The organism is Chryseobacterium sp. HMWF035 (assembly GCF_003094695.1).
GTDB lineage: Bacteria > Bacteroidota > Bacteroidia > Flavobacteriales > Weeksellaceae > Chryseobacterium > Chryseobacterium gambrini.
Window position 1 is genome coordinate 210,657 of the sequence record NZ_QEHP01000113.1, and the last position, 20,715, is coordinate 231,371.

The following is a 20,715-nucleotide window of genomic DNA, read 5'->3' on the forward strand; positions in this document are numbered from 1 at the left end:
TAAAAACAAAAACAATATATATGGATAAGATTAAAGACACAAGAAGTTTTATGAGAATCACGCACCGTTATCTGGGCTATTTCCTTGCCGGAATAATGGCTGTTTATGCAGTAAGTGGTGTTTTGCTAATTTACAGAGACACTGATTTTCTGAAAAAAGAAAAAAAGTACGATAAAGTTGTAGAAAAAAATCTTGATGAGAAAGCATTGGGAAAAGAATTGAGAATTAAAGGTCTTGAAGTGGAAAAAACAGAAGGAACCGTCCTTACCTTTAAACAGGGAACTTACGATGCAGCAACGGGGCAGGCAAAATACACAAAAAAAGAACTGCCAGTTGTGCTGGATAAAATGACAAAACTTCACAAGGCACAGTCTAAAGACAGACTTTCTCCGTTAAATGCCTTTTTCGGGATTTCTTTGTTCTTTTTTGTAATCTCAAGTTTCTGGATGTTCAATCCTAAAACGAAGGCTTTCAAAAGAGGAATGGTTTTCACGATTGCAGGTCTTGTAGTGTCGGTTATTTTGCTTTTATTGTAATCTGAACCTGAAAAAAATTCCTTCCCATCGGCATTTCATAAGAATTATTTATACTTTACTATTATCATGATTTCACCACGTATTGATTAGAATGGCACATTTATTGATTTTCTGAAATCACAAATGATATAACATTAAAATATTAAAATAATAAATTATGAAAAAGCTAATTTTTACAGGAATAATGGCAGTAGCTGGTTTGGCTGGAACAATGAATGCACAAATCCAGAAAGGAAACTGGTTAGTTGGTAGTAGTTTAATATCAAGTAATTTCGGTTTAAATACTGGTGGTGGTTATAACATTGCTATTCAGCCTAAAGGAGCATACTTCATTGAAGACAACGTAGCTGTCGGTGGTTATGTAGATTTAGGATTCAATAAGGTAACGAACGGTTCTCCTACAGAATTTACGTATGGAGTGGGTGCTTTAGGACGTTATTTTCTTTCTCCGGGAGAAAAAGGAGTAGATAACTTACTAAACCACGGACGTTGGTTCTTAGAAGGAAATGCAGGGATCGGAGGAAGATCTGTAGAAAATGCAGACTCTACAACAGGTTTCGATTTCGGAGTAGGTCCTGGTTATTCTTACTTCATTACCCCAAACATCGGTCTTGAAGGTTTAGTAAAATACAGAGGAAGAGCAGGATTTGGTAGCGAAGGTTTAAATTCGAATATTACATTCAATTTAGGTTTCAGCATCTACCTTCCTACATCTAAAGCAAAACAAATCGCAAATGATGTAAAGTAAGATTACGATCCAATCACTTCACATTCACATATACACTACAATTGAAATCGCCTCGAAGTTTTTCGAGGCGATTTTCGTACAAATTAAAACTAAACTATAAAAAATCAAATAAATCATGTATTCGGTTGTGGCGTATATCTCAGATACGGCTTTATTTCTTTCACTCCTTTCGGGAAAATTTTTCTGGCATCTTCCGTAGAAATTGAAGGCGGAACAATTACGTCATCTCCGTCTTTCCAGTTAACAGGAGTCGCTATTTTATGAGAATCTACCAGTTGAAGAGAATCCAGAACCCTCAGAATTTCATTAAAATTTCTTCCTGTGGAAGCAGGATAAGTAATGATAAGCCTTACTTTCTTTTCCGGATCGATAATTAATAAAGAACGAACGGTAGCCGTTGCAGAAGCGTTCGGATGAATAAAATCATACAATTCAGAAATTTTTCTGTCCTTGTCTGCGATAATCGGAAACTGAACTTCCGTATTCTGTGTTTCATTAATATCTTTAATCCAGTTCTGATGGTCTTCTACTCCATCCACACTCAGGGCAATTACTTTGGTTCCTCTTTTATCAAATTCTTCTTTCAGTTTTGAAGTATACCCAAGTTCTGTGGTGCAAACCGGAGTATAATCTGCGGGATGCGAAAACAAGATTCCCCAGGAATTTCCTAAATATTCGTAAAAATTAATATCCCCTGCAGAAGTTTCTGCCTGAAAATCGGGTGCGGTGTCTCCTAGTTTAATTGACATAATATTTTGCTCTTATTAGTCTACAAATTTAGTAGAGTTTTTGGAACTGGCAAAATTTTTGTTGAAAAATTATATCTTTAATCAAAAAAATTTTTATTCATGGAGAAAAGTGGTTTAGGCTATATTGATGTTGTATATAATGTAATACAGAACTGGTATGTAAAATTTGCAGAAATTACCCCAAAACTTATTGTAGGGATTCTGGTATTTTCTTTCTTTCTGTTTACCAGTAAATATTTAAGTCAGGGTGCCGTAAAACTTTTTCATAAATTCTTTCCAAAAAGCAAAAAAGAAAGTTCACTGGTTACGTTAATCAGCGTTTTCAGGTTCTTGATCATGGTGATGGGAACGTTTATTGCGCTGGAAATTATGGGCTTCAGCAGTTTCCTTTGGAAATTCATCGGGAGTTTGGGAGTTGCAGGGGTTATTGCAGGGGTTGCCCTGAAAGATCTGGTTTCCAGTATATTCTCTGGAATGCTGATCGGAATTGATAAAGCATTTAAAGTCGGAGATTATATTACGATAGGAACACACTCCGGAACGGTACAGGAAATTGGTTTTTTAACAACGAAAATCATTACGGACGACGGTAAGAAAGCTTATATCCCGAATCAGGTGGTTTTTAATGCTCCGTTTTACAATATTACCGCATCCCCTCAGCGAAGAATTATTTTGAATTTCGAAATTCCTGCCGATGAAGATATTTCAAAAGCACAGAAAGGTATGCTCGACATCATCAAAAATCTCGAAAATGTAGACAAACTCGATACCGCAGAAGTTATTTTTACCGATCTGAAACAGGGTGTTTTCAATATTCAGGCAAAATTCTGGATGAAGGTGGGTGCGAATATGGTTCAGCTTAAAAGTGAGGCTTATTTGAAGATTAAACAACGGCTTGATAAGGACGGTGTTCAGCTTGTAACGCCTACAAGCATCAATATTACGAACGGAGATCATTTAATCAACGAAAATCAGGACTAAATAAAAAAGCAACCAATGAATGGTTGCTTTTCTGTTTTTATGAATCAGTAATTTATTTTTTGATGATTAATTTTTCTGTGATCTTTTCTCCATTTTCCAAAACCAGAGAGATCAGATAATTTCCATTCATCAGATCATTAACTTTTACCTGAGTTTCACCTTTGAAACTGCCTTCTTTAATTAATCTTCCTGATGCATCATACAAAGTATAATCTGCTTTCTGAGAAGAATTTTTAAGCCTGATATTTACAACATCATGAGAAGGATTCGGATAAATCGAGAAGTTTTTCACATTGGCTTCTGCCGTTGCGAGAACAACCTGAGTAATTGAGAAACTTGTTGTATTAAGTGCATAGTAAATATTTCCTACCGCTTTCACCATAATTCTTGCAGACGAAACATTTTCATTAGGCAGCGTAACATTGGCAGAACCATTGTTCGGAACACTTGTTGCCAAAACGGTAGGGAACGTTAATCCTCCGTCTTTAGACAGCAAAATAGATACATTCTGAGTGTTGATGGTTCCTGTATTGGTTCCTGCAACATTCCATGTAACCGGAACGGAGGTATTTCCGTTATAGTTTGTTCCTGTTGTTGCCTGTGAAGTTACCGTGAAAGGTCCGTCGTTGGTAACCGTTACCACCATTGCATCTCTTGCTGCCTGATTTCCGGTTGCTTTATTATCATTTACCAAAAGAGAAAAATTCAAAGTTCGGGCAACACTTGGGGTAACTTCCCATTTCGGAATAAGATTATTCGCCACAACGGAACTCAGCACCGGAAAATATCTGGACGGAGAAACCGTTGGAGTTAAAGAACGGTAAACCGGCCCCGCTGTTCCGGTAGAAACCGGAGGCTGTGTATTGCTTGTATTATCATATTGTTCCCAAAGATATGTTAAAGCATCTCCATTCGGATCTGTTCCCGTTCCCGTTAAAACAAAAGCGGTACTTTTCGGAATATTGTAATCGGCTCCTGCATCTGCGGTAGGAACTCCGTTATTGTTGTTAATTTTGGCAGCACAATCTGTCCCTCTCTGCAAAACAGCATACATTTCAATTACACTTGCTGCATGAAAGTAGGGATCACTGTTATTCTGCACATTATTGGTTGCTCCGCAAATTCCCGCATAAGCCATAATCGTAGATCCGCTTCCCGGTTCGTAAGCTGTTGCGTTATTGAAGTTACCGGCACATGAAGAGGTTGCCGCTCTGAAGGTATGATTTGCTCCAAACTGATGTCCTATTTCGTGCGCAACATAATCAATGTCAAAAGGATCTCCCACCGGAGCTCCGGAACCTGTAACGCCTCTTGCTTTACTGCCTGAAACACACACCACTCCTAATCCTGCCAAACCACCACTGTTTGTTCCAAAAACGTGACCAATATCGTAGTTTGCAGATCCGATAACCGCAGTTGTGTTGGTCTGATTCTCATTGATCATGCTTCCCGGAGTTCCGTTGGTAAAGGGATCCGTTGAAGAATTGGTATACACAAGCAGATTATTATTGGCAATCATCACCATGGTTGTGGAAATTGTTTTTTCATAAATTCCGTTTACTCTGGTCATTGTTGTTGCCATTGCTGCCATTGCCAGAGAAATTGTTCCGCCATGAAAAGCAGTATATTCTCCTGTCGCAGAAAGAGCCAGTCTGTAGGTTCGGAACTGTCCGTCCGAAACCAAAGGGGCTTTATTCGTCGTACTGTTATTTTTTAAGTTATCCAGTTCGCTTTCGACATGGCATTCAAAAAGTCGGTCGTTTTTCGGGAGGTCTTTTCTTTTGTATAAGATAAATGCCGAGTTGTCTTTTGTATAACTGTCGAGATAGCTGACTTCCCAATTATCGAAATACATCACACTGATTCCGGTAGAAGGAGTCACACTGAAACGGATTGAATTTTCGGGATGACTTTTCTGCCAACCGATGTAGGAACGGATTTCAGGAAATTTTGCCTGTAATTGCGGCTCCATTACAGAAGCTTCCTGAACGATGTAATCTCTTATTTTCCCATCAGAATCCGGAAATTTAACAACAAGGCTTTCATCCCCCGAAAAACGTTGTGGTGCCTTTTTAAGATCAGCTTTAATTTTTTCAAGATCAGCCTGATATAAAGAAAAATTATTGGGAGTCGTCCATCTCGGGTTCAGGTTTTCCCGTTCTATCTTTGTTTCTTTTAGTTTCGACCAGTAATTCTGCTGACCAAAAACCTGTGCTGCAATCAACAGGCACGAGACGATAAAGGTTTTAGCTTTCATGACAGTAATTTTATATATTAGTATTGAATGTTGACTTTTTTAACAGATAAATTTTCGTTGAGTTTTAATAAAATATCGGGCGGAATTCTGCTTTTCTCATTAAAATCCGGATTGTTGAATTCTTTCACTTTTATATAAAGTGTATTTTTATCAAAAGTAATCGCATCAATTGAAACATCATTAGAGTTTTTCAGGCGGGGTTTTACAATAATATACGTTTCATCTTCTGTGATGGAAGGAATTGGCGAAAATCTGTTTCCCACATTTTTCCGGTGAATAATCGTAAAAATCTCATCCATCTTTTGCTGGGAATTGATAAGGAGAAAATCTTTCTGTATTAACGGGAAAGGATAATGATTTTTATCTTCGAACTGAATTTCTTTTCTTTGAGACACCGCGTTATTGCTGGCAATTTGAGATTGACAATGAAGAGATAAAAAGAGAAAAAAGAATAAACACAATCTCATTTTAAACCTTTCTTGTAAAGATAACAATTTTATAGTGAATAACTTATTCAATCAGAACACTTTATTTATTTTGAATGATTGATTTTTTTGATTTATTTTTTGTTACTACACTGTCTTTTTTTGAAATTTTTACACAGGAATCGCTTTCATCTATTTTAGCCTTGCCTATTACATAATTTTTATTTTCAGGAATAGAATCTTCTTCCATCCTCAGAAGACCTGTCGTTGCGAAAGATTCTTCTTTCTGTTTTGAGCAGCCGGTTAAAAATAAAATAACGGAAAGAACGGTTAATACAATTCTGCTATTTTGAAAATGAGCAGGAATATATTTAAAGAATTTAGCTTTTAACTTTTCAGATGGATTACCTGTATCCAACTGATGATTGTAAAATCTTCCGCAGATTTCTTCATCGTTTTTCTCATCAATCATCTGCTGAATTTCGCTGGGTTGTTTCTGTGTAAAATCAATTACACATTTATTGCAGACGGAACAGAATCGTCCTTTTTCCTGCGGAGACATCATTTCCCAGTTTTCTGAACATGGCTTCGGAATGTGTACATTTTTCATGGTTATTGTTTAAATCTTTTCAGCTACAAATTACAAAAGATTTAATTTGATGAAAAAAGAAAAACCGTTCCAAAAAATGAAACGGTTTTTATGTATTTTAAAAATTTCAGTCTTATGCTAAAACTTCTTTTACTTTGTTTGCAGCTTCTTCCAAAGTAATTGCAGAGTGAACCGGAAGACCAGACTCGTCAATTAATTTTTTAGCTTCAACCGCGTTAGTTCCCTGTAATCTTACGATCAATGGAACAGGAAGGCTGCCCATTGCTTTGTAAGCGTCTACAACTCCCTGAGCAACTCTGTCGCATCTTACGATACCTCCGAAGATATTAATTAAGATTGCTTTTACATTTGGATCTCTTAAGATGATTCCGAAAGCCGTCTGTACTCTTTGTGCATCTGCAGTACCACCTACGTCAAGGAAGTTTGCAGGGTTACCACCTGATAATTTGATGATATCCATTGTTGCCATTGCAAGACCTGCTCCGTTTACCATACAAGCAACGTTACCGTCTAGTTTTACGAAGTTAAGACCCGCTTCACCAGCTTCTACATCCATTGGATCTTCTTCTCTTGTATCTCTAAGCTCAGCTAAATCTTTGTGACGGAACAATGAATTGTCATCCAAAGTTACTTTAGCATCTACTGCGATAATTTTGTTATCAGAAGTTTTCAACACAGGGTTGATTTCGAAAAGAGATGCATCAATTCCTGTATACGCATTGTATAGAGAACCAATGAATTTTACGAATTCTTTGAAAGCATTCCCTTCAAGACCTAAGTTGAAAGCAATTTTTCTAGCCTGAAAACCTTGAAGTCCTAAAGCAGGATCAATGATTTCTTTGTGGATCAAATGAGGCGTTACTTCAGCAACGTGCTCAATATCCATCCCACCTTCAGTAGAATATACGATCGTATTTTTACCTTCAGCTCTGTCTAAAAGAATAGAAACATAAAATTCTTTAGTTTCCGTTTCTCCCGGATAATATACATCCTCTGCAACCAAAACAGAATTTACTTTTTTACCTTCAGCAGAAGTTTGTGGAGTTACCAACTGCATTCCGATGATGTTCTGAGCGTTTTCTTTAAGTTTATCCATGTTTGGAGAGAACTTTACACCACCCCCTTTACCACGGCCACCTGCGTGGATCTGAGCTTTTACAACCCATCCCTGTGCGCCTGTTTCAGCAGTTAGTTTTTCAGCAGCAGCTACAGCTTCATCTACGTTGTTTGCAACGAAACCACGTTGGATAGCTACTCCATACTTTGATAAAATCTCTTTTGATTGATACTCGTGAAGATTCATATTATTTTTATTATTTTATTTTAATAGTTAAAGGTTGACAAATTTAATAAAAACAGATGAATTATCAACTTTTATTTTAAAGAAAGCAATGTCTGTAAGGATGCTTTTTATCAGTTTAATAAAATCTAAATTACCCCAAAATTATATTGTAAATTTGCCCTTCCTAAAATGCTGTAACCAAAGGTAACTGTACTTATTTTCCGAAAATATTTTTAAAAATTTTGCCGAAAAACCCATCCTTCTTTGTTGTGGCATTCTTAACAGGTTCTTTTACATCAGGCGAAAAATCAATTTTTATTTCATTAAAAATCTGCGCTCTGTAACTCACTCTGGCAACACTTTGAAACTTTTCTCTGGAAATACTGGAAACCGAATCTTTCTCTCCGTTTTCAAAATTATCTATTTCTATATAATACTCCAATCCCTGCAATGCTTCGTTTAAAAGGTTTTTTACTTCATTAATCGTTTCTGCCCTGTTATCGAATAATCTTCCCAATACTTTAATTCTTTCTCTTCCCAGATTCATCAGATAAATTTCAAACTTATCTTTAAGAAGAATCTGCATTTCATTTTCTGCCGCGTTAAACTCAAAGTCTGGGTTGTGTTCTACTTCCATATTAAAAGCCATCAGAACCGCCAGAAAAGTAAAATTCAGGATTTCACCGTTGATGCCGCCTTTATCAGTAAAAAAAGTTCTGGTGAAAGGATAAAAGTGCCATGAATCATATTGAGGATCAATCGTATGAAGCAGTTTCATGTGTGCGGAATGAAAAACATCTTCATTTTTGGTTTTCACACCGTTCTGTATCACAAAACCATTTGAAGCACATCTTCCTCCGAAACAGTCTACTTCAATATACACCACTTCCAGATCTCCGTTCTTCTTAGAAAATTCAACCGCATGATTTTCAGATTCAGAATAATAGTCTTCAACCTCATCCTGATTCCTGAAAAACTGATCCGGAAACTGTTCAAAAGAATATTCCTTAAATTTGTTATTCGCCTGACAGACAATCCCTCTAAAAGGTGTAAAAAATTCTCTGATATTGTAAAACTTAAAATTTTCGGTCAACCTATTTTTCAGATCTTCTGTCTCAGATTCCTCGTTAATTTTGATAATAATATTGTAAGTTCTGTAACTCATGTGTTATTAATTTCATTTAAATCTCAAAGATGCATTGATTTTATTAACAATCAAAATCCAAGAACACTGATTATTGAAAATACTGCATATCTAAAATTCTCCAGTCTAAAGAATCATTTTTAAGAATATTTTTATTTAGCAAGAAGAAACTCCAAAGGCTTCGAAAGTCTTTTTGCCCATGCTTCCTCGCTGTGATTTTCGCCGGGAAAGTATAAGGTTTTCCAGTTCTTTTCAGAATATCCATGTTTTCTGATAATTACATCTGCCTTTTTCTGAATTTCAGGATACAGCGCATCCAGAGTCTGATCTCCGCAGTCGAAATAGATTTTGTGAGTTTTCCGATCTGGTAAATTTTTATCTAAATAGCGTAAGGCAGACTCCGGAAAAGGATTATTTTCATTGGTAAAAGTTCCCGTCCAGTGCGTGGAAAGACAGGCTGCTCCGCCAAAAACCTGAGGATATTCGCAAATGGCATACATGGAGATCAGTCCGCCCATACTGCTTCCTGCAATAAAAGTATGAGATCTGTCTTTAAAGGTTGAATATTTTTTGTCTATCAAAGGCTTCAGTTCCTTCACCAAAAACTTTAAATAATTGTCTGAATTGGGAGAAAACTTTTCATTCGCTCTTCCTGCTTTTTTCAATTGATGATTAACGGTATCTTTTTCCACTGCGGATAAACTTTCAAAAGGTTTTTGCGGAAAATAATCAAAATGCCTCATCTTGGAATCGTTCCACACTCCTACAACAATGGTATTCTGAATTTTTTTGGATTTCATCAGTTCAGAAACATTTTCATCCACATTCCAGGATTGTTTGTTCCACGTAAGATCAGGATCGTAAAGCATTTGTCCGTCCTGCATATACAGAACAGCATATTTCTTAGATGTAGAATAATGTTCAGGAAGCCATACATCAATGTTTCTCGGTGTTACAAACTGAGATTTAAAATCCAATATTCTTTCAATCTTTCCGCTGCTCACTTTCGGAATCTGTGCCTGAACTATTGAAAATAATGATACCGCAACAATTAGCAAAAATCTGTACATCGTTTATAATTTATCACAAAGATAATTATTGTAAGAGATGATTATTTTTTATCTTCATTCTGATATAAGGCGTTTTGTTTTTAAAATCTTAAAAGTGTTCCATACTGAGAATTAAGTCTGTCAATATCACTTGGCACAAACAAGTTATCATTGAGATAGATATTTTTAAGGTTCTTCATTTTACTTTTGGGAAGATTAAAATCCTTCAGTTGATTATCGTTCAGATAAACTGATTCTAAATAATTCAGTTTCCAAAAATTAGCCGGAAGTTTCTTTAATCCGTCGTTTTCTATATGCAATACTTTCAGATTTTTCATATTGCTGATCAGATCAATATTTTTAGAGAGATCAATATTTTTTTCGTCATTCAGAAACAATTCTTCAAGATTTTTAAGCTGAATAAAATTGGAAGGCAGCACCCTGAAATCATTTCCACTCACATCCAAAACCTTTAATTTAGATAAAAAGCCGATCTCATCCGGAATTTTTTTAAGGTGGAGATCTTTCAGACTTAAATATTCCAGGTTCTTAAATTTTTTCCAGTCGACATTTTCTATATTTTCTGTTGCCAGATTAAGATTAAGCCTCAATACTTTCTCGGGATTTTCATTTGCTTCTTTAATATTTTTGAACTCATATCTCTCCTGAGAATTAATCATTATTCCTATGAGCAGGAAAACAAATGACAGTTTTTTTAAAATCTTCATTTTGATAAGTTTTAGTTAAATAAATGCGGGCTGTAGATAAAAGTAAAAGTATATGAATCAAAATTAAATATGAAAAAAAATATCCAGCCCGCATAAAATGTTTTCAGTTATTTATTTTTTAGCTTTGGGAAGATTTACAAGCGTTTCCGGTAAAAACTCTACTTTTCCTGTATGGATATCATATACAGCTCCCACAATTAATATTTCTCCGTCTATATATTTTTTGTGCAGAATAGGATCTAAATCCCGTAATGAATTTACCTGATCTATTACATTCTGGCGGACTGCATTATTTACCGGATCACCATGCATATGAGAACTTTTAACGGCTGCAGGTTTTATATCGTTGATCAAAGTAACAATATGTCCCGGAACATTTTCCGGTCTTTCCACCGCGGCTGCAACAGCACCACATTCTGTGTGTCCCAATACGACGATTAGTTTGGTTTTCAGCTTCAACACCGCAAACTCCATACTTCCATAGGATGCCGCAGCCGAAACCTGCCCCGCCGTTCTGATAATAAATAAATCACCTAGACCTTGGTCGAAAATCATTTCATTGGGCACTCTGCTATCTGAACAGCCTACAATTATAGCAAAGGGAGCCTGACCATTTTCCAACTTTTTAATAGTCTCATAGTTTTGTCGGGGTTTTATACTTTTTCCTTCAACAAATCTCTTGTTTCCGCCTTGCAGTTTTTTAAGACCCAGTATTGGATCTGCATAAGCAGAATCACGATTAACAATGTAATGTTCTGCACGCCACTTCACAGAATCCACAACTTTAGCCGTTGTTTTCTTATTTTTCTGCGGTTTTGTTACCTGTGCGAATGAAAAGGTTGGGAGTGCAAAAAAAGCAAAGAGTAATAAAAAAATTCGTCTCATTTTTTCAATTATTTAACTGCCTACTTTTTAATACGGTGTTCGGCTTTTCCGTATTTCATGTTTTCATAAATACAACAAAAACTATACCAAATAATAGTATTACTATCATTAATGATAACTAAAATATTTTTGGTATAGGTTTTGCTTCAAAAAACAATAGTTGTAAATTTGTAATACTAAAAATGAAAAATGGAATTTCAGGTAAAATTTAAAGTCAACGAATACTTATATCTTAAAGATCCCGAAAACAGCGAGATCGGACGTGCCATTGTAAAAAATTCAATTGAACTGATCTACGAGACCGGTTTTGAAAGTTTTACTTTTAAAAAATTAGCCCAAAAGATCAACTCAACAGAGGCAACGGTTTACCGGTATTTTTCTTCAAAACATAAACTTCTTACCTATATTCTCAACTGGTACTGGTCTTACATCGAATTCATTTCCAAACTGAGGCTTCAGGAAATTAAAGAACCTCAGCAAAAAATGGAAAAGATCCTCGAAATCATTACGCATAACGATGAAACCGATGATAAAATAGAAGATTATGATCTTACAAAACTTCACAACATCGTTATTGCAGAAAGCAGCAAAGCTTATCTGGTAAAAGAAGTGGACGAAATTAATAAAGAAATGGTTTTCAGTCCGTTAAAAAGTTTATGCGCATTTATCGGAGAAATCATTGCAGAAGCAAAACCGGATTTTCCTTTTCCGAAATCATTTGCGAGTACCTTACTGGAAACCGCTCACGATCAGCAGTTTTTCAGCGAACACCTTCCGAAACTTACCGATAATCATATCGACAGAATAGATCATAAAAAATATGTTTTGGATTATCTGCGTTTTATCACCTTTAACCTTATAAAATAATAAAACACAAATGGAAACTTCTCCTAAACAGCACGGTTACAATCTTTTCAAATACGTAACGAAGGAAAAGAAAGATGTCACCAACATTTATTTTTACGCCATCCTGAATGGTCTTGTTCAGCTGAGTGTTCCGTTGGGAATACAGTCTATCGTCAGTTTTGTAATGGGAGCAACAATGGCAACTTCTATTTATATTCTGATCGCTTTTGTGGTTCTGGGAACCTGGCTTGTAGGCTATTTCAGGCTGAAAGTAATGCAGATCATTGAAAAGATTCAGCAGAAAATTTTTGTTGAATTTTCCCTTGCTTTTGCCGAAAAACTTCCGAAAGTGAATCTTTCAGCGACACGAAAATATTATCTTCCCGAACTGGTTAATCGTTTTTTCGATACCCAGAATCTCCAGAAAGGAATTTCTAAAATCTTACTGGAAATTCCGACTGCGCTTATCCAGATTTTATTCGGAATCCTGCTTCTTTCCTTTTACCATCCGTGGTTTTTGGTATTCGGAGCTTTGGTGGTGATCTGCGTAATCATTATTTTCAGATTTACCATGGAAAGCGGAATTAAATCCAGCATCGAAGAAAGCGACAAAAAATACGAAGTAGCTTCGTGGATTGAAGACATTGCTGCTTCCATTAAAACATTTAAGCTGAATTCCAAAACAGAAGCACATCTTTCAGGAACCGATGAAAGAGTGGTAAAATATCTCGACGACCGAACTTCTCATTTCCGTGTTCTGGTTTTCCAGTACAAAACCATTATCGCATTTAAAGTTATCATTACTTTGGTGATGCTTGTGATAGGAACCTATCTTTTGGTGAATCAGCAACTTAACATCGGAGCATTTATCGCTACGGAAATCGTTGTTCTGAGCATTATGGCGGCCGTGGAAAAGCTCATCATCAGTCTGGAAAGCTATTACGACGTTATTGCTGCTTTGGCAAAACTGAATAAAGTAACCACGCTTCAGGAAGAAAAATTCGGGGAAATTACTTTCGATCAGAACAATGATGGCTTTGAAGTTGAATTTAAAGACGTAAATTTTGCATTCAACGATCATCACAGGATTCTGGAAAATATCAATTTTAAAATTCCGGAAAATAGTTTAACCATCATTTCAGGGCAGCTTGGCGCAGGAAAATCTTTACTGCTGAATATGATGACCGGATTTTATGATCCGACTTCCGGAAGTATCCTGTTCGATAAAATTCCATTAAAAAACATTGATAAAATATCGCTCAGAAGCCAGATCGGGATGTATCTTGAAGATATGACGATCATTAAAGGAACGGTTTACGAAAATATTATTCTCGGGCAGAATGAAACCTCCGCAGAACAGATTCTGGAAATTGCCGAAGAAATAGGCATCGAAGATTTCTCCAGCCAGTTCAGCAACGGATTCTTTACCAACATCAGCGAGACCGACACGGAAATTTCGTTCAGCTCCAAAAAGAAAATCCTTCTCCTGAGAGCTTTGGTAGGGGAAAGAAGATTATTGATCCTTGAAGATCCGTTAGATGGAATGAATGATGAATTTAAAGCAAAAATGATGGAATATCTTTTAAAACTAAAAGAAAAAACCACCATTATTATTGTTTCAGAAGACAAAAATCTTATTCTGGAAGCCGATCAGCATCTTCAGGTGGAAGACGGAAATGTGAAAAAATTATTTAACAAAAACTAAAAGAGATGGAACTGCAGTCAGTCAATAAAATATACCACATCCACAAAAAATCAAGGGTTAAAAGATGGTTTCTTTTCATCCTTATTGGCGGAATTATCACTTTATTTTTGCCGTGGACACAGAATATCAAGGTAATGGGAAATGTGAGTACTCTTTATCAGGAACAGCGTCCGCAACAACTCAATTCTCCGATTCCCGGAAGAATCATCAAATGGTATGTGAAAAACGGTGATTATGTAAAAAAAGGCGATACGCTTCTTCAGCTTTCCGAAGTAAAAGAAGATTATCTGGATCCGCTTTTGGTGAAAAGAACCGAAATGCAGGTAGAAGCCAAAAAAGGCGTTAGAGATTATTACGAAGCCAAAGTTGGAACTACAAACAGTCAGATTCAGGCTTTAAATTCCGCAAGAGATTTAAAACTAAATCAGCTTAAAGTAAAAATCAGCCAGCTCAACAATAAACTGGCAGGAGAAGAAGCCGAACTGGAAGCTGCAAAAAACGAGCTGAGAATGACTTCCGACCAGTACGAAAGACAGAAGAAAATGTACGATGAAGGCTTGGTTTCGCTTACCCAATTTCAGCAGAGAAGTGTATCTTATCAAAATGCTTTAGCTAAAAAAACGGCAACTGAAAATAAACTGGCGCAAACCCGACAGGAAATTGTGAATGTAAGTATCGAACAAAACGCTACCATTCAGGATTACAATGAGAAACTGAGCAAAACAGAAGGCGACCGTTTCCAGAGTATGGGACAAATTGAAGGAAGTGACGGCGATATTGCAAAACTCGAAAATCAGGTTGCCAATTACAAAGCAAGACAGGGTTTATATTTCGTGATCGCTTCTCAGGACGGACAGGTTGTGCAGATCAACAAAGCCGGAATCGGGGAAATACTGAAAGATGGTGAAAGCATCGGAATTATTGTTCCGGAAAAAGTAGATTATGCTGTTGAAATTTACATTAAACCTGTCGATTTGCCTCTGGTTAAAGAAGGACAGCGCGTGATGTGTATTTTCGATGGTTTTCCGGCAATTGTCTTTTCTGGTTGGCCGAATTCCAGCTACGGAACTTTTGCAGGAAAAGTAATCGCGGTAGAAAACAACATCAGCGCCAACGGAATGTTCAAAGCCTTGGTGATTCAGGATAAAAATGAAAAACAATGGCCTCCGAAAATTAAAATGGGAACCGGAGTTCAGGGAATTGCGATTCTTAATGACGTTCCGATCTGGTACGAATTATGGAGAAACATCAACGGATTCCCGCCGGATTATTATGAAGTAAAAACCGAAAAATCTGCAAAAGATGAAAAGGCTAAAAAATAATCTGACTTATCGTTACAGGCAATATTCAGAAATCAATAAATGGAGTTTATTTTTTATCAATAGCGTCGGGCTTTAGCCCGATATCAACAGGGGAGTTTTACACAGGCTTTAGCCGAAATTTAAAACAGGCTTTGGCTAAAGCCAACTAAATCGTTTTATTTGTGAATGGGCTAAAGCCCAATCCTATTGATAATTTCAAATTTTACTAATTTGTATAAACTCTAACAGTAGAGGAAGTTTAGTTCATAGATCCTTCGACAAGCTCAGGATGACATTTCTAATACTAACTGATTTATTTAAATACTGTCAGGCTGAGCTTAGTTTATCCTGAGCCTGACAAAGGAAAGCCTTTTTTATTAAAAATAAAATTAAAAAACAACGCAAAACTCATAATAAAACTTTGTTTATGAATTACTTACAATTTATTTTTGAGTATTTTTTCCACAATACTGGTGCAGCCCGACCTGAGTGGAGCTCTTTTGTGAGGAGGAACGACGAGCAAAAAGCGGGAACGGAGGGCGGAATAGCTGCCCAAATAAATAGAAATATGAATGTTGCTTATACTAAAAAAATAGTTACCACACTTCTCATTCTGTTATGTGTTCAGTTTTCCTTTGCGCAGGATTCTCTGAAACTTTCGCATCAGGAATTTCTGAATATTGTAAAGAATTATCATCCTTTAGCTTTTAAATATCAGCTTCAGAATAAAATTGCCAATGCTGAAATTACCAAGGCGAGAGGGAATTTTGATCCCGTACTCGCAGGAAAACTGGGTGAGAAAAATATTGATGGTACAAAATATTACGAACAGAGAAATGTAGAACTCGGCATTCCAACCTGGTACGGAATCGATATTACCGGAAGCTATAATTATCTGGATGGCGAAAAACTGAACAGCAGCGAAACGAAAGGAGGTTTATACCAATTTGGAATTACGATTCCTTTGGCAAAAAATCTTCTGTATGATAAAAGACGAGCAATGCTGGATCAGGCAAAATTCGGATTGAAAATGACGGAAGCCGAACAGACTGTTCTTACCAACGAGCTTCTTCTGGATGCTGAAAATACGTATTGGGAATGGGTTAAAAACTATGAAATCTACAAATTGCAGAAATCTGCGGTAGAAATTAACCGAAAAAGGCTTAATCTTACCAAAAAAACGTATGAATTCGGGGAAAGACCGGCAATTGATACAGTAGAAGCCTCTTCGCAACTGCAGAGTTTTGAGCTTCAGGAAAGAGATGCTTATTTAAGTTTTGTGAAAAGTACGCAGGAACTTCAGATGTACCTCTGGAAAGAAAATCAGGAGTTTTATGAAATTTCAAAGCTTATTTTTCCTTCTTCGAATCTTGACGAGCATTCCGGATACACCGATTATGAATTTCTGGTGCAAAATTTAGAATCGAAACCGCTTCAGAATCACGCTTCACTGGAATATTATTTTCATAAGCAGAATATCCTCGAAAGTGAAAAAAGGCTGAAATGGCAAAGCTTCCTTCCGAAACTGGATTTTACGTATAATTTTTTCAATAAAGAAAATTACCGTGCCGATTTTCTTCCTTTGTTTGATAATAATTTTCAGTACGGACTGAAACTGGAGATTCCCATATTTCAGAGACAGGCAAGAGCAGATTATGAAATTGCCAAACTGAAGATTTCTCAAAACCAGCAGGACTCTCAGCTTAAAACCCGTGAACTGAGTACGAAAATTGAAACCTATAAAAATGAAGTGAATAATTATTTCAGCCAGATTGATATTTCCACAAAGAATCTGAATAATTACCAAAGGCTTCTGAATGCTGAAGAAACGAGGTTCAGCAATGGGGAAAGTTCATTATTCCTGATCAATTCCAGAGAAAATAAATTATTGGATGCACGGGAAAAAAATATTGAGCTGAAAGCCAAATTTCTGAAAAGCTACAATAAGCTGAAATGGCTGAACGAAAATTTTTTGAGGTAATAAAAAAGGAATTCTGCGGTCAGAATTCCTTTTTATTTTGATTAACCTTTCATCTTTACGAAGTAGAAAATCAACAGAGTCCAGCTCAGGATCATCAATAATCCTCCAAGCGGAGTAATGGGTCCGAGAAATTTCAGGTTCATCCCGAAATAATCCTGCATACTCAATCCGTAAATACTGAATGAGAAAAGCATCGTTCCGAAAATCATCAACCACGAAATCCAGTTCTCTGTTTTGGTTTCAAATTTTAAAATGTAGCCTGCAATTAAAAGAAAAAATGCAGCATACATTTGATATCTCACACCTGTTTCAAAACTTTCCAGTCTTTCCACAGACAATATTTTCTTTAAAGCGTGTGCTCCGAAAGCTCCCAGAATAACGGAAAGCATCCCGTAAACAGCTCCGAAAATTAATGTTATTGTTTTCATTTATAATTTAAAATCTTGAATATTAATGATACGAGTCCGATTCCGATAAAAATCCATGCGAATTTTTTATTCTGAGCAAAACCCGGATTTTTGGTCAGTTTCAGAAAAATTCCAAAACCCAGCATAAAAGCAGCTACAATAATTCCAAACATTATTGTCCTCTCATTCGGTTAAACTCATTGATCACTTCGTGATGACTCACCGTTTTATCTTTGAAATACGTCACAAAATGTTGTTTTTCTTCTTCTGTTGCGCCCAATTGGTTCAAAATATTCAGCAAATGCATTTTCATATGCCCTTTCTGAATTCCAGTCGTCACCAAAGATCGTAACGCTCCAAAATTCTGAGCCAGTCCGGAAACCGCCAAAATACTCATCAGTTCCTGAGCAGAAGGTTTTCCAAGAAGCGCCAAAGAGAACTTTACCAAAGGGTGAAGATTCGTTAAACCACCAACAACACCAACAGAAATCGGAAGATCAATCCAGAATCTGAAAATTCCGTTGTCCGTTGTACAGTGGGTAAGAGAAGAATATCTTCCGTTTCTCGCTGCGTATGCGTGAGCACAGGCTTCTGTTGCACGAAAATCGTTTCCGGTAGCAATAACAACCGCATCTACTCCATTCATAATTCCTTTATTGTGAGTAGTCGCACGGAAAGGCTCGATTTCAGCAATCGTTACCGCCTGTTTGAATTTCCATGCAAATTCTTCGTTGGAAATTCCACTGTCGTCTTTCAGATCTTCGATTTTACAGGAAACTTCAGCTCTTACGATACAATCCGGAGTAAAATTGGACAGAATATTCATTACGATCTGTAAAGAATTCTTTTCTTCCTGAGAAAAATCTTCACTTGTAGCCACTTCCTGCTTCAATGTTTTTCCGAACTGTTCCAGACAGGAATTGATAAAGTTGGCTCCCATCGAATCTACGGTGTCGAAACTTGCTTTCAACTGATAATAATTCGCCATTTCGGATGTTTTATCGACCAGTTTGATGTCTAAAATTCCACCACCGCGCTTTCTCATATTCGCTGTGATATCTTCTGTAGCTTCCAGTAATTTTTTCTTCAGTTTAAAATTGAAAAAATGAAGCAGCTTATGAGATTCAACGTTAAAAATAAAGTGGGTATGCCCCAGTTTTTCGTTGTTGATGATCGTTGTTTTAAAACCACCTTTATCGATCCAGAATTTTGCTGCCTTGGAAGCTGCCGCTACTACAGAACTTTCTTCCACTGCCATCGGAAGCGCAAACAGTTTTCCGTCGATGAGGAAATTCGGAGCAATTCCGTAAGGCATATAGAAATTGGAAATGGTATTTTCAGAAAATTCGTCGTGAAGTTTCTGCAAATCAGCATTTTCGTTCCAGTATTGGTTTAATATATTTTGATATTCTTCGTTTCCTTCAAGATACTCGTTTACGAGCCAGTCGATTTTCCCCTGTTTTGTTAATTTGGAAAAACCTTCAACGGGTTTATGATTCATAACATAAATTTAATGAGCGTAAATATACTAAATTTGTCACTTTAAACTGTTGATAACTTCTATCAAAAAAGATTGACTTTTATCAATTTTGGAATTAAGTTTGAACGGAAAATATAAAATTTTAAATCTAATTAAGTTTATTTTTTTAAACACTTAAGTGCTATTAGAATTAAATAATTCAAAAAATAAGAACACTTTAGTTTTTAAAATCTTTGATTTTCTTTCTTATGAGATCTAAATATTTTCAAAGTATTTTGTTAGAAGCTGATGTAACTTATGTGTTAATAAAAAATTGGTAAAAGAAGAATAAAATGAATTTTGACCGTCTGAAAGAAAAACTTGAAATCCTTGCCGATGCAGCGAAATATGATGTTTCCTGCTCATCAAGCGGTGGTTCGAGAAAGAACAAAAAAGGGGCTTTGGGAGACAGTTCCGCAAGCGGAATCTGCCATACCTATACGGAAGACGGACGATGTGTTTCTCTTCTCAAAATTCTATTGACCAATCATTGCATTTACGATTGCGCTTACTGTGTTTCCAGAAGTTCAAATGATATTAAAAGAGCTGCTTTTACCGTTGAGGAAGTGGTAGATTTAACGATCAATTTTTACCGCAGAAATTATATTGAAGGCTTGTTTTTAAGCTCCGGAATTTTTAAAAATGCGGATACGACCATGGAACGTCTGGTTCGTGTGGCGAAAAAATTACGTCTGGAAGAAAATTTCAACGGTTACATTCATTTAAAATCCATTCCGGGAGCAAGTGATGAACTGATGCAGGAAGCCGCTTTGTACGCCGACCGTTTATCTGTAAATCTTGAAATCCCAACTGAAAGCGGACTGAAATTACTGGCTCCTGAAAAAAACAGGCAGGATATGCTTAATCCGATGAAGTATATCCAGAACGGGATTGCGCAATACAAAGACGAGAAAAAACTTTTCCGGAAAACGCCCAAATTTGCTCCTGCAGGACAATCTACGCAAATGATTGTCGGTGCTACGAATGAAAATGATTTACAGATCATTAAAGTTGCCGATCATTTTTATAAAAATTTCAGTCTGAAAAGAGTGTATTATTCCGGATATGTTCCGGTTTTGGAAGATAAAAGATTACCTGCTCTTACGACTGAAGTTCCGATGCTTCGTGAAAACCGTTTGTATCAGTCGGATTGGCTGATGCGTTTTTATGGTTTTAAAGCTGAAGAAATACTGGATCCGAATATGCCATTTTTAGATCTTGAAGTAGATCCCAAATTAAGCTGGGCTTTGCGGCATTTAGATCAGTTCCCTGTAAATTTACAGACTGCGGATTATCAGATGATTTTAAGAATTCCGGGAATTGGAGTAAAAACAGCACAGAAAATTGTAAGTGCAAGACGTTTTCAGGTTCTGAATATGGATCATCTTAAAAAGTTGGGAGCAGCAGTAAACCGCGCAAAATATTTCATTGATTTTAACGCAGGAAACGCCTTTTTAAAATATCTGACGAATCAAAATCTTAAGAAATTACTGATTGGCGGAAGTTCTTCGAAATTTCATAATCAGTTTTCGCAACAGTTGACGTTGTTTTAAATTCAATCC

The 20,715-nt window shown here is 36.4% G+C and carries 19 protein-coding genes; 8 read left to right on the forward strand and 11 right to left on the reverse strand.

Going from position 1 to position 20,715, the window contains the following annotated elements:
- The first annotated feature begins 20 nt into the window (after positions 1-20).
- The gene (locus DD829_RS17250) at positions 21-536 is read left to right on the forward strand and encodes a hypothetical protein (RefSeq protein ID WP_108409844.1); all 516 of its coding nucleotides are present in this window, start codon (positions 21-23) and stop codon (positions 534-536) included.
- A gap of 157 nt (positions 537-693) precedes the next feature.
- On the forward strand, positions 694-1,284 hold the full coding sequence (locus DD829_RS17255; protein WP_087712244.1) for a hypothetical protein: 591 nt from the start codon (positions 694-696) through the stop codon (positions 1,282-1,284).
- A 113-nt stretch (positions 1,285-1,397) separates the two neighbouring features.
- Here the strand turns inward: DD829_RS17255 and DD829_RS17260 are convergent, their stop codons facing one another.
- Positions 1,398-2,033: a peroxiredoxin gene (locus DD829_RS17260; protein WP_087712242.1), complete on the reverse strand. Its 636-nt coding sequence runs from the start codon at positions 2,031-2,033 to the stop codon at positions 1,398-1,400.
- 99 nt (positions 2,034-2,132) lie between these two features.
- Between DD829_RS17260 and DD829_RS17265 the strand changes: the two genes are divergently transcribed.
- Complete coding sequence (locus DD829_RS17265) at positions 2,133-3,014, forward strand: mechanosensitive ion channel family protein (protein WP_108409843.1); 882 nt, start codon at positions 2,133-2,135, stop codon at positions 3,012-3,014.
- A 52-nt stretch (positions 3,015-3,066) separates the two neighbouring features.
- Here DD829_RS17265 and DD829_RS17270 read toward each other — a convergent pair whose 3' ends face one another.
- The 8 genes from DD829_RS17270 to DD829_RS17305 form a co-directional block, all read right to left on the reverse strand.
- Positions 3,067-5,271, reverse strand: a complete 2,205-nt coding sequence (locus tag DD829_RS17270) for a reprolysin-like metallopeptidase (RefSeq protein WP_108409842.1) — start codon at positions 5,269-5,271, stop codon at positions 3,067-3,069.
- A 17-nt stretch (positions 5,272-5,288) separates the two neighbouring features.
- On the reverse strand, positions 5,289-5,666 hold the full coding sequence (locus DD829_RS17275; RefSeq protein ID WP_108409841.1) for a hypothetical protein: 378 nt from the start codon (positions 5,664-5,666) through the stop codon (positions 5,289-5,291).
- 133 nt (positions 5,667-5,799) lie between these two features.
- Positions 5,800-6,306: a hypothetical protein gene (locus DD829_RS17280; protein ID WP_108409840.1), complete on the reverse strand. Its 507-nt coding sequence runs from the start codon at positions 6,304-6,306 to the stop codon at positions 5,800-5,802.
- Positions 6,307-6,418: 112 nt separating this feature from the next.
- Positions 6,419-7,609: an ADP-forming succinate--CoA ligase subunit beta gene (sucC, locus tag DD829_RS17285; RefSeq protein WP_076390839.1), complete on the reverse strand. Its 1,191-nt coding sequence runs from the start codon at positions 7,607-7,609 to the stop codon at positions 6,419-6,421.
- Positions 7,610-7,802: 193 nt separating this feature from the next.
- A complete protein-coding gene (locus DD829_RS17290) occupies positions 7,803-8,753 on the reverse strand; it encodes a hypothetical protein (RefSeq protein ID WP_108409839.1) in 951 nt (316 codons plus the stop codon).
- A 131-nt stretch (positions 8,754-8,884) separates the two neighbouring features.
- On the reverse strand, positions 8,885-9,802 hold the full coding sequence (locus tag DD829_RS17295; protein WP_108409838.1) for an alpha/beta hydrolase: 918 nt from the start codon (positions 9,800-9,802) through the stop codon (positions 8,885-8,887).
- An 80-nt stretch (positions 9,803-9,882) separates the two neighbouring features.
- On the reverse strand, positions 9,883-10,509 hold the full coding sequence (locus DD829_RS17300; RefSeq protein WP_116547975.1) for a leucine-rich repeat domain-containing protein: 627 nt from the start codon (positions 10,507-10,509) through the stop codon (positions 9,883-9,885).
- 111 nt (positions 10,510-10,620) lie between these two features.
- Positions 10,621-11,394: a carbonic anhydrase gene (locus tag DD829_RS17305; protein ID WP_108408958.1), complete on the reverse strand. Its 774-nt coding sequence runs from the start codon at positions 11,392-11,394 to the stop codon at positions 10,621-10,623.
- 189 nt (positions 11,395-11,583) lie between these two features.
- Here DD829_RS17305 and DD829_RS17310 point away from each other — a divergent pair, with 189 nt between their 5' ends.
- From DD829_RS17310 to DD829_RS17325, 4 genes are all read left to right on the forward strand, one after another.
- Positions 11,584-12,261, forward strand: coding sequence for a TetR/AcrR family transcriptional regulator (locus DD829_RS17310; protein ID WP_108408959.1), 678 nt, complete (start codon positions 11,584-11,586; stop codon positions 12,259-12,261).
- A gap of 10 nt (positions 12,262-12,271) precedes the next feature.
- On the forward strand, positions 12,272-13,945 hold the full coding sequence (locus DD829_RS17315; RefSeq protein ID WP_108408960.1) for a peptidase domain-containing ABC transporter: 1,674 nt from the start codon (positions 12,272-12,274) through the stop codon (positions 13,943-13,945).
- Between the two features lie 5 nt (positions 13,946-13,950).
- The gene (locus DD829_RS17320; RefSeq protein WP_108408961.1) at positions 13,951-15,267 is read left to right on the forward strand and encodes an HlyD family secretion protein; all 1,317 of its coding nucleotides are present in this window, start codon (positions 13,951-13,953) and stop codon (positions 15,265-15,267) included.
- 406 nt (positions 15,268-15,673) lie between these two features.
- Entirely contained in the window at positions 15,674-17,227 is a 1,554-nt protein-coding gene (locus DD829_RS17325) for a TolC family protein (protein ID WP_108408962.1), read from the forward strand.
- Positions 17,228-17,268: 41 nt separating this feature from the next.
- On the opposite strand, the gene DD829_RS17330 is transcribed toward DD829_RS17325, so the two are convergent.
- Both DD829_RS17330 and DD829_RS17335 read right to left on the reverse strand, forming a co-directional pair.
- Positions 17,269-17,655, reverse strand: a complete 387-nt coding sequence (locus tag DD829_RS17330) for a DUF423 domain-containing protein (protein WP_108408963.1) — start codon at positions 17,653-17,655, stop codon at positions 17,269-17,271.
- Between the two features lie 151 nt (positions 17,656-17,806).
- The gene (locus DD829_RS17335) at positions 17,807-19,135 is read right to left on the reverse strand and encodes a hydroxymethylglutaryl-CoA reductase, degradative (protein ID WP_108408964.1); all 1,329 of its coding nucleotides are present in this window, start codon (positions 19,133-19,135) and stop codon (positions 17,807-17,809) included.
- A gap of 311 nt (positions 19,136-19,446) precedes the next feature.
- Here DD829_RS17335 and DD829_RS17340 point away from each other — a divergent pair, with 311 nt between their 5' ends.
- A complete protein-coding gene (locus DD829_RS17340) occupies positions 19,447-20,706 on the forward strand; it encodes a putative DNA modification/repair radical SAM protein (RefSeq protein ID WP_108408965.1) in 1,260 nt (419 codons plus the stop codon).
- Positions 20,707-20,715 lie beyond the last annotated feature (9 nt).

Coding starts and splice junctions, on each gene's coding strand:
- DD829_RS17250 (WP_108409844.1), top strand. CDS start 21: ATGGATAAGATTAAAGACACAAGAAGTTTTATGAGAATCACGCACCGT.
- DD829_RS17255 (WP_087712244.1), top strand. CDS start 694: ATGAAAAAGCTAATTTTTACAGGAATAATGGCAGTAGCTGGTTTGGCT.
- DD829_RS17260 (WP_087712242.1), bottom strand. CDS start 2,033: ATGTCAATTAAACTAGGAGACACCGCACCCGATTTTCAGGCAGAAACT.
- DD829_RS17265 (WP_108409843.1), top strand. CDS start 2,133: ATGGAGAAAAGTGGTTTAGGCTATATTGATGTTGTATATAATGTAATA.
- DD829_RS17270 (WP_108409842.1), bottom strand. CDS start 5,271: ATGAAAGCTAAAACCTTTATCGTCTCGTGCCTGTTGATTGCAGCACAG.
- DD829_RS17280 (WP_108409840.1), bottom strand. CDS start 6,306: ATGAAAAATGTACACATTCCGAAGCCATGTTCAGAAAACTGGGAAATG.
- sucC (WP_076390839.1), bottom strand. CDS start 7,609: ATGAATCTTCACGAGTATCAATCAAAAGAGATTTTATCAAAGTATGGA.
- DD829_RS17290 (WP_108409839.1), bottom strand. CDS start 8,753: ATGAGTTACAGAACTTACAATATTATTATCAAAATTAACGAGGAATCT.
- DD829_RS17295 (WP_108409838.1), bottom strand. CDS start 9,802: ATGTACAGATTTTTGCTAATTGTTGCGGTATCATTATTTTCAATAGTT.
- DD829_RS17300 (WP_116547975.1), bottom strand. CDS start 10,509: ATGAAGATTTTAAAAAAACTGTCATTTGTTTTCCTGCTCATAGGAATA.
- DD829_RS17305 (WP_108408958.1), bottom strand. CDS start 11,394: ATGAGACGAATTTTTTTATTACTCTTTGCTTTTTTTGCACTCCCAACC.
- DD829_RS17310 (WP_108408959.1), top strand. CDS start 11,584: ATGGAATTTCAGGTAAAATTTAAAGTCAACGAATACTTATATCTTAAA.
- DD829_RS17315 (WP_108408960.1), top strand. CDS start 12,272: ATGGAAACTTCTCCTAAACAGCACGGTTACAATCTTTTCAAATACGTA.
- DD829_RS17320 (WP_108408961.1), top strand. CDS start 13,951: ATGGAACTGCAGTCAGTCAATAAAATATACCACATCCACAAAAAATCA.
- DD829_RS17325 (WP_108408962.1), top strand. CDS start 15,674: ATGAATTACTTACAATTTATTTTTGAGTATTTTTTCCACAATACTGGT.
- DD829_RS17330 (WP_108408963.1), bottom strand. CDS start 17,655: ATGAAAACAATAACATTAATTTTCGGAGCTGTTTACGGGATGCTTTCC.
- DD829_RS17335 (WP_108408964.1), bottom strand. CDS start 19,135: ATGAATCATAAACCCGTTGAAGGTTTTTCCAAATTAACAAAACAGGGG.
- DD829_RS17340 (WP_108408965.1), top strand. CDS start 19,447: ATGAATTTTGACCGTCTGAAAGAAAAACTTGAAATCCTTGCCGATGCA.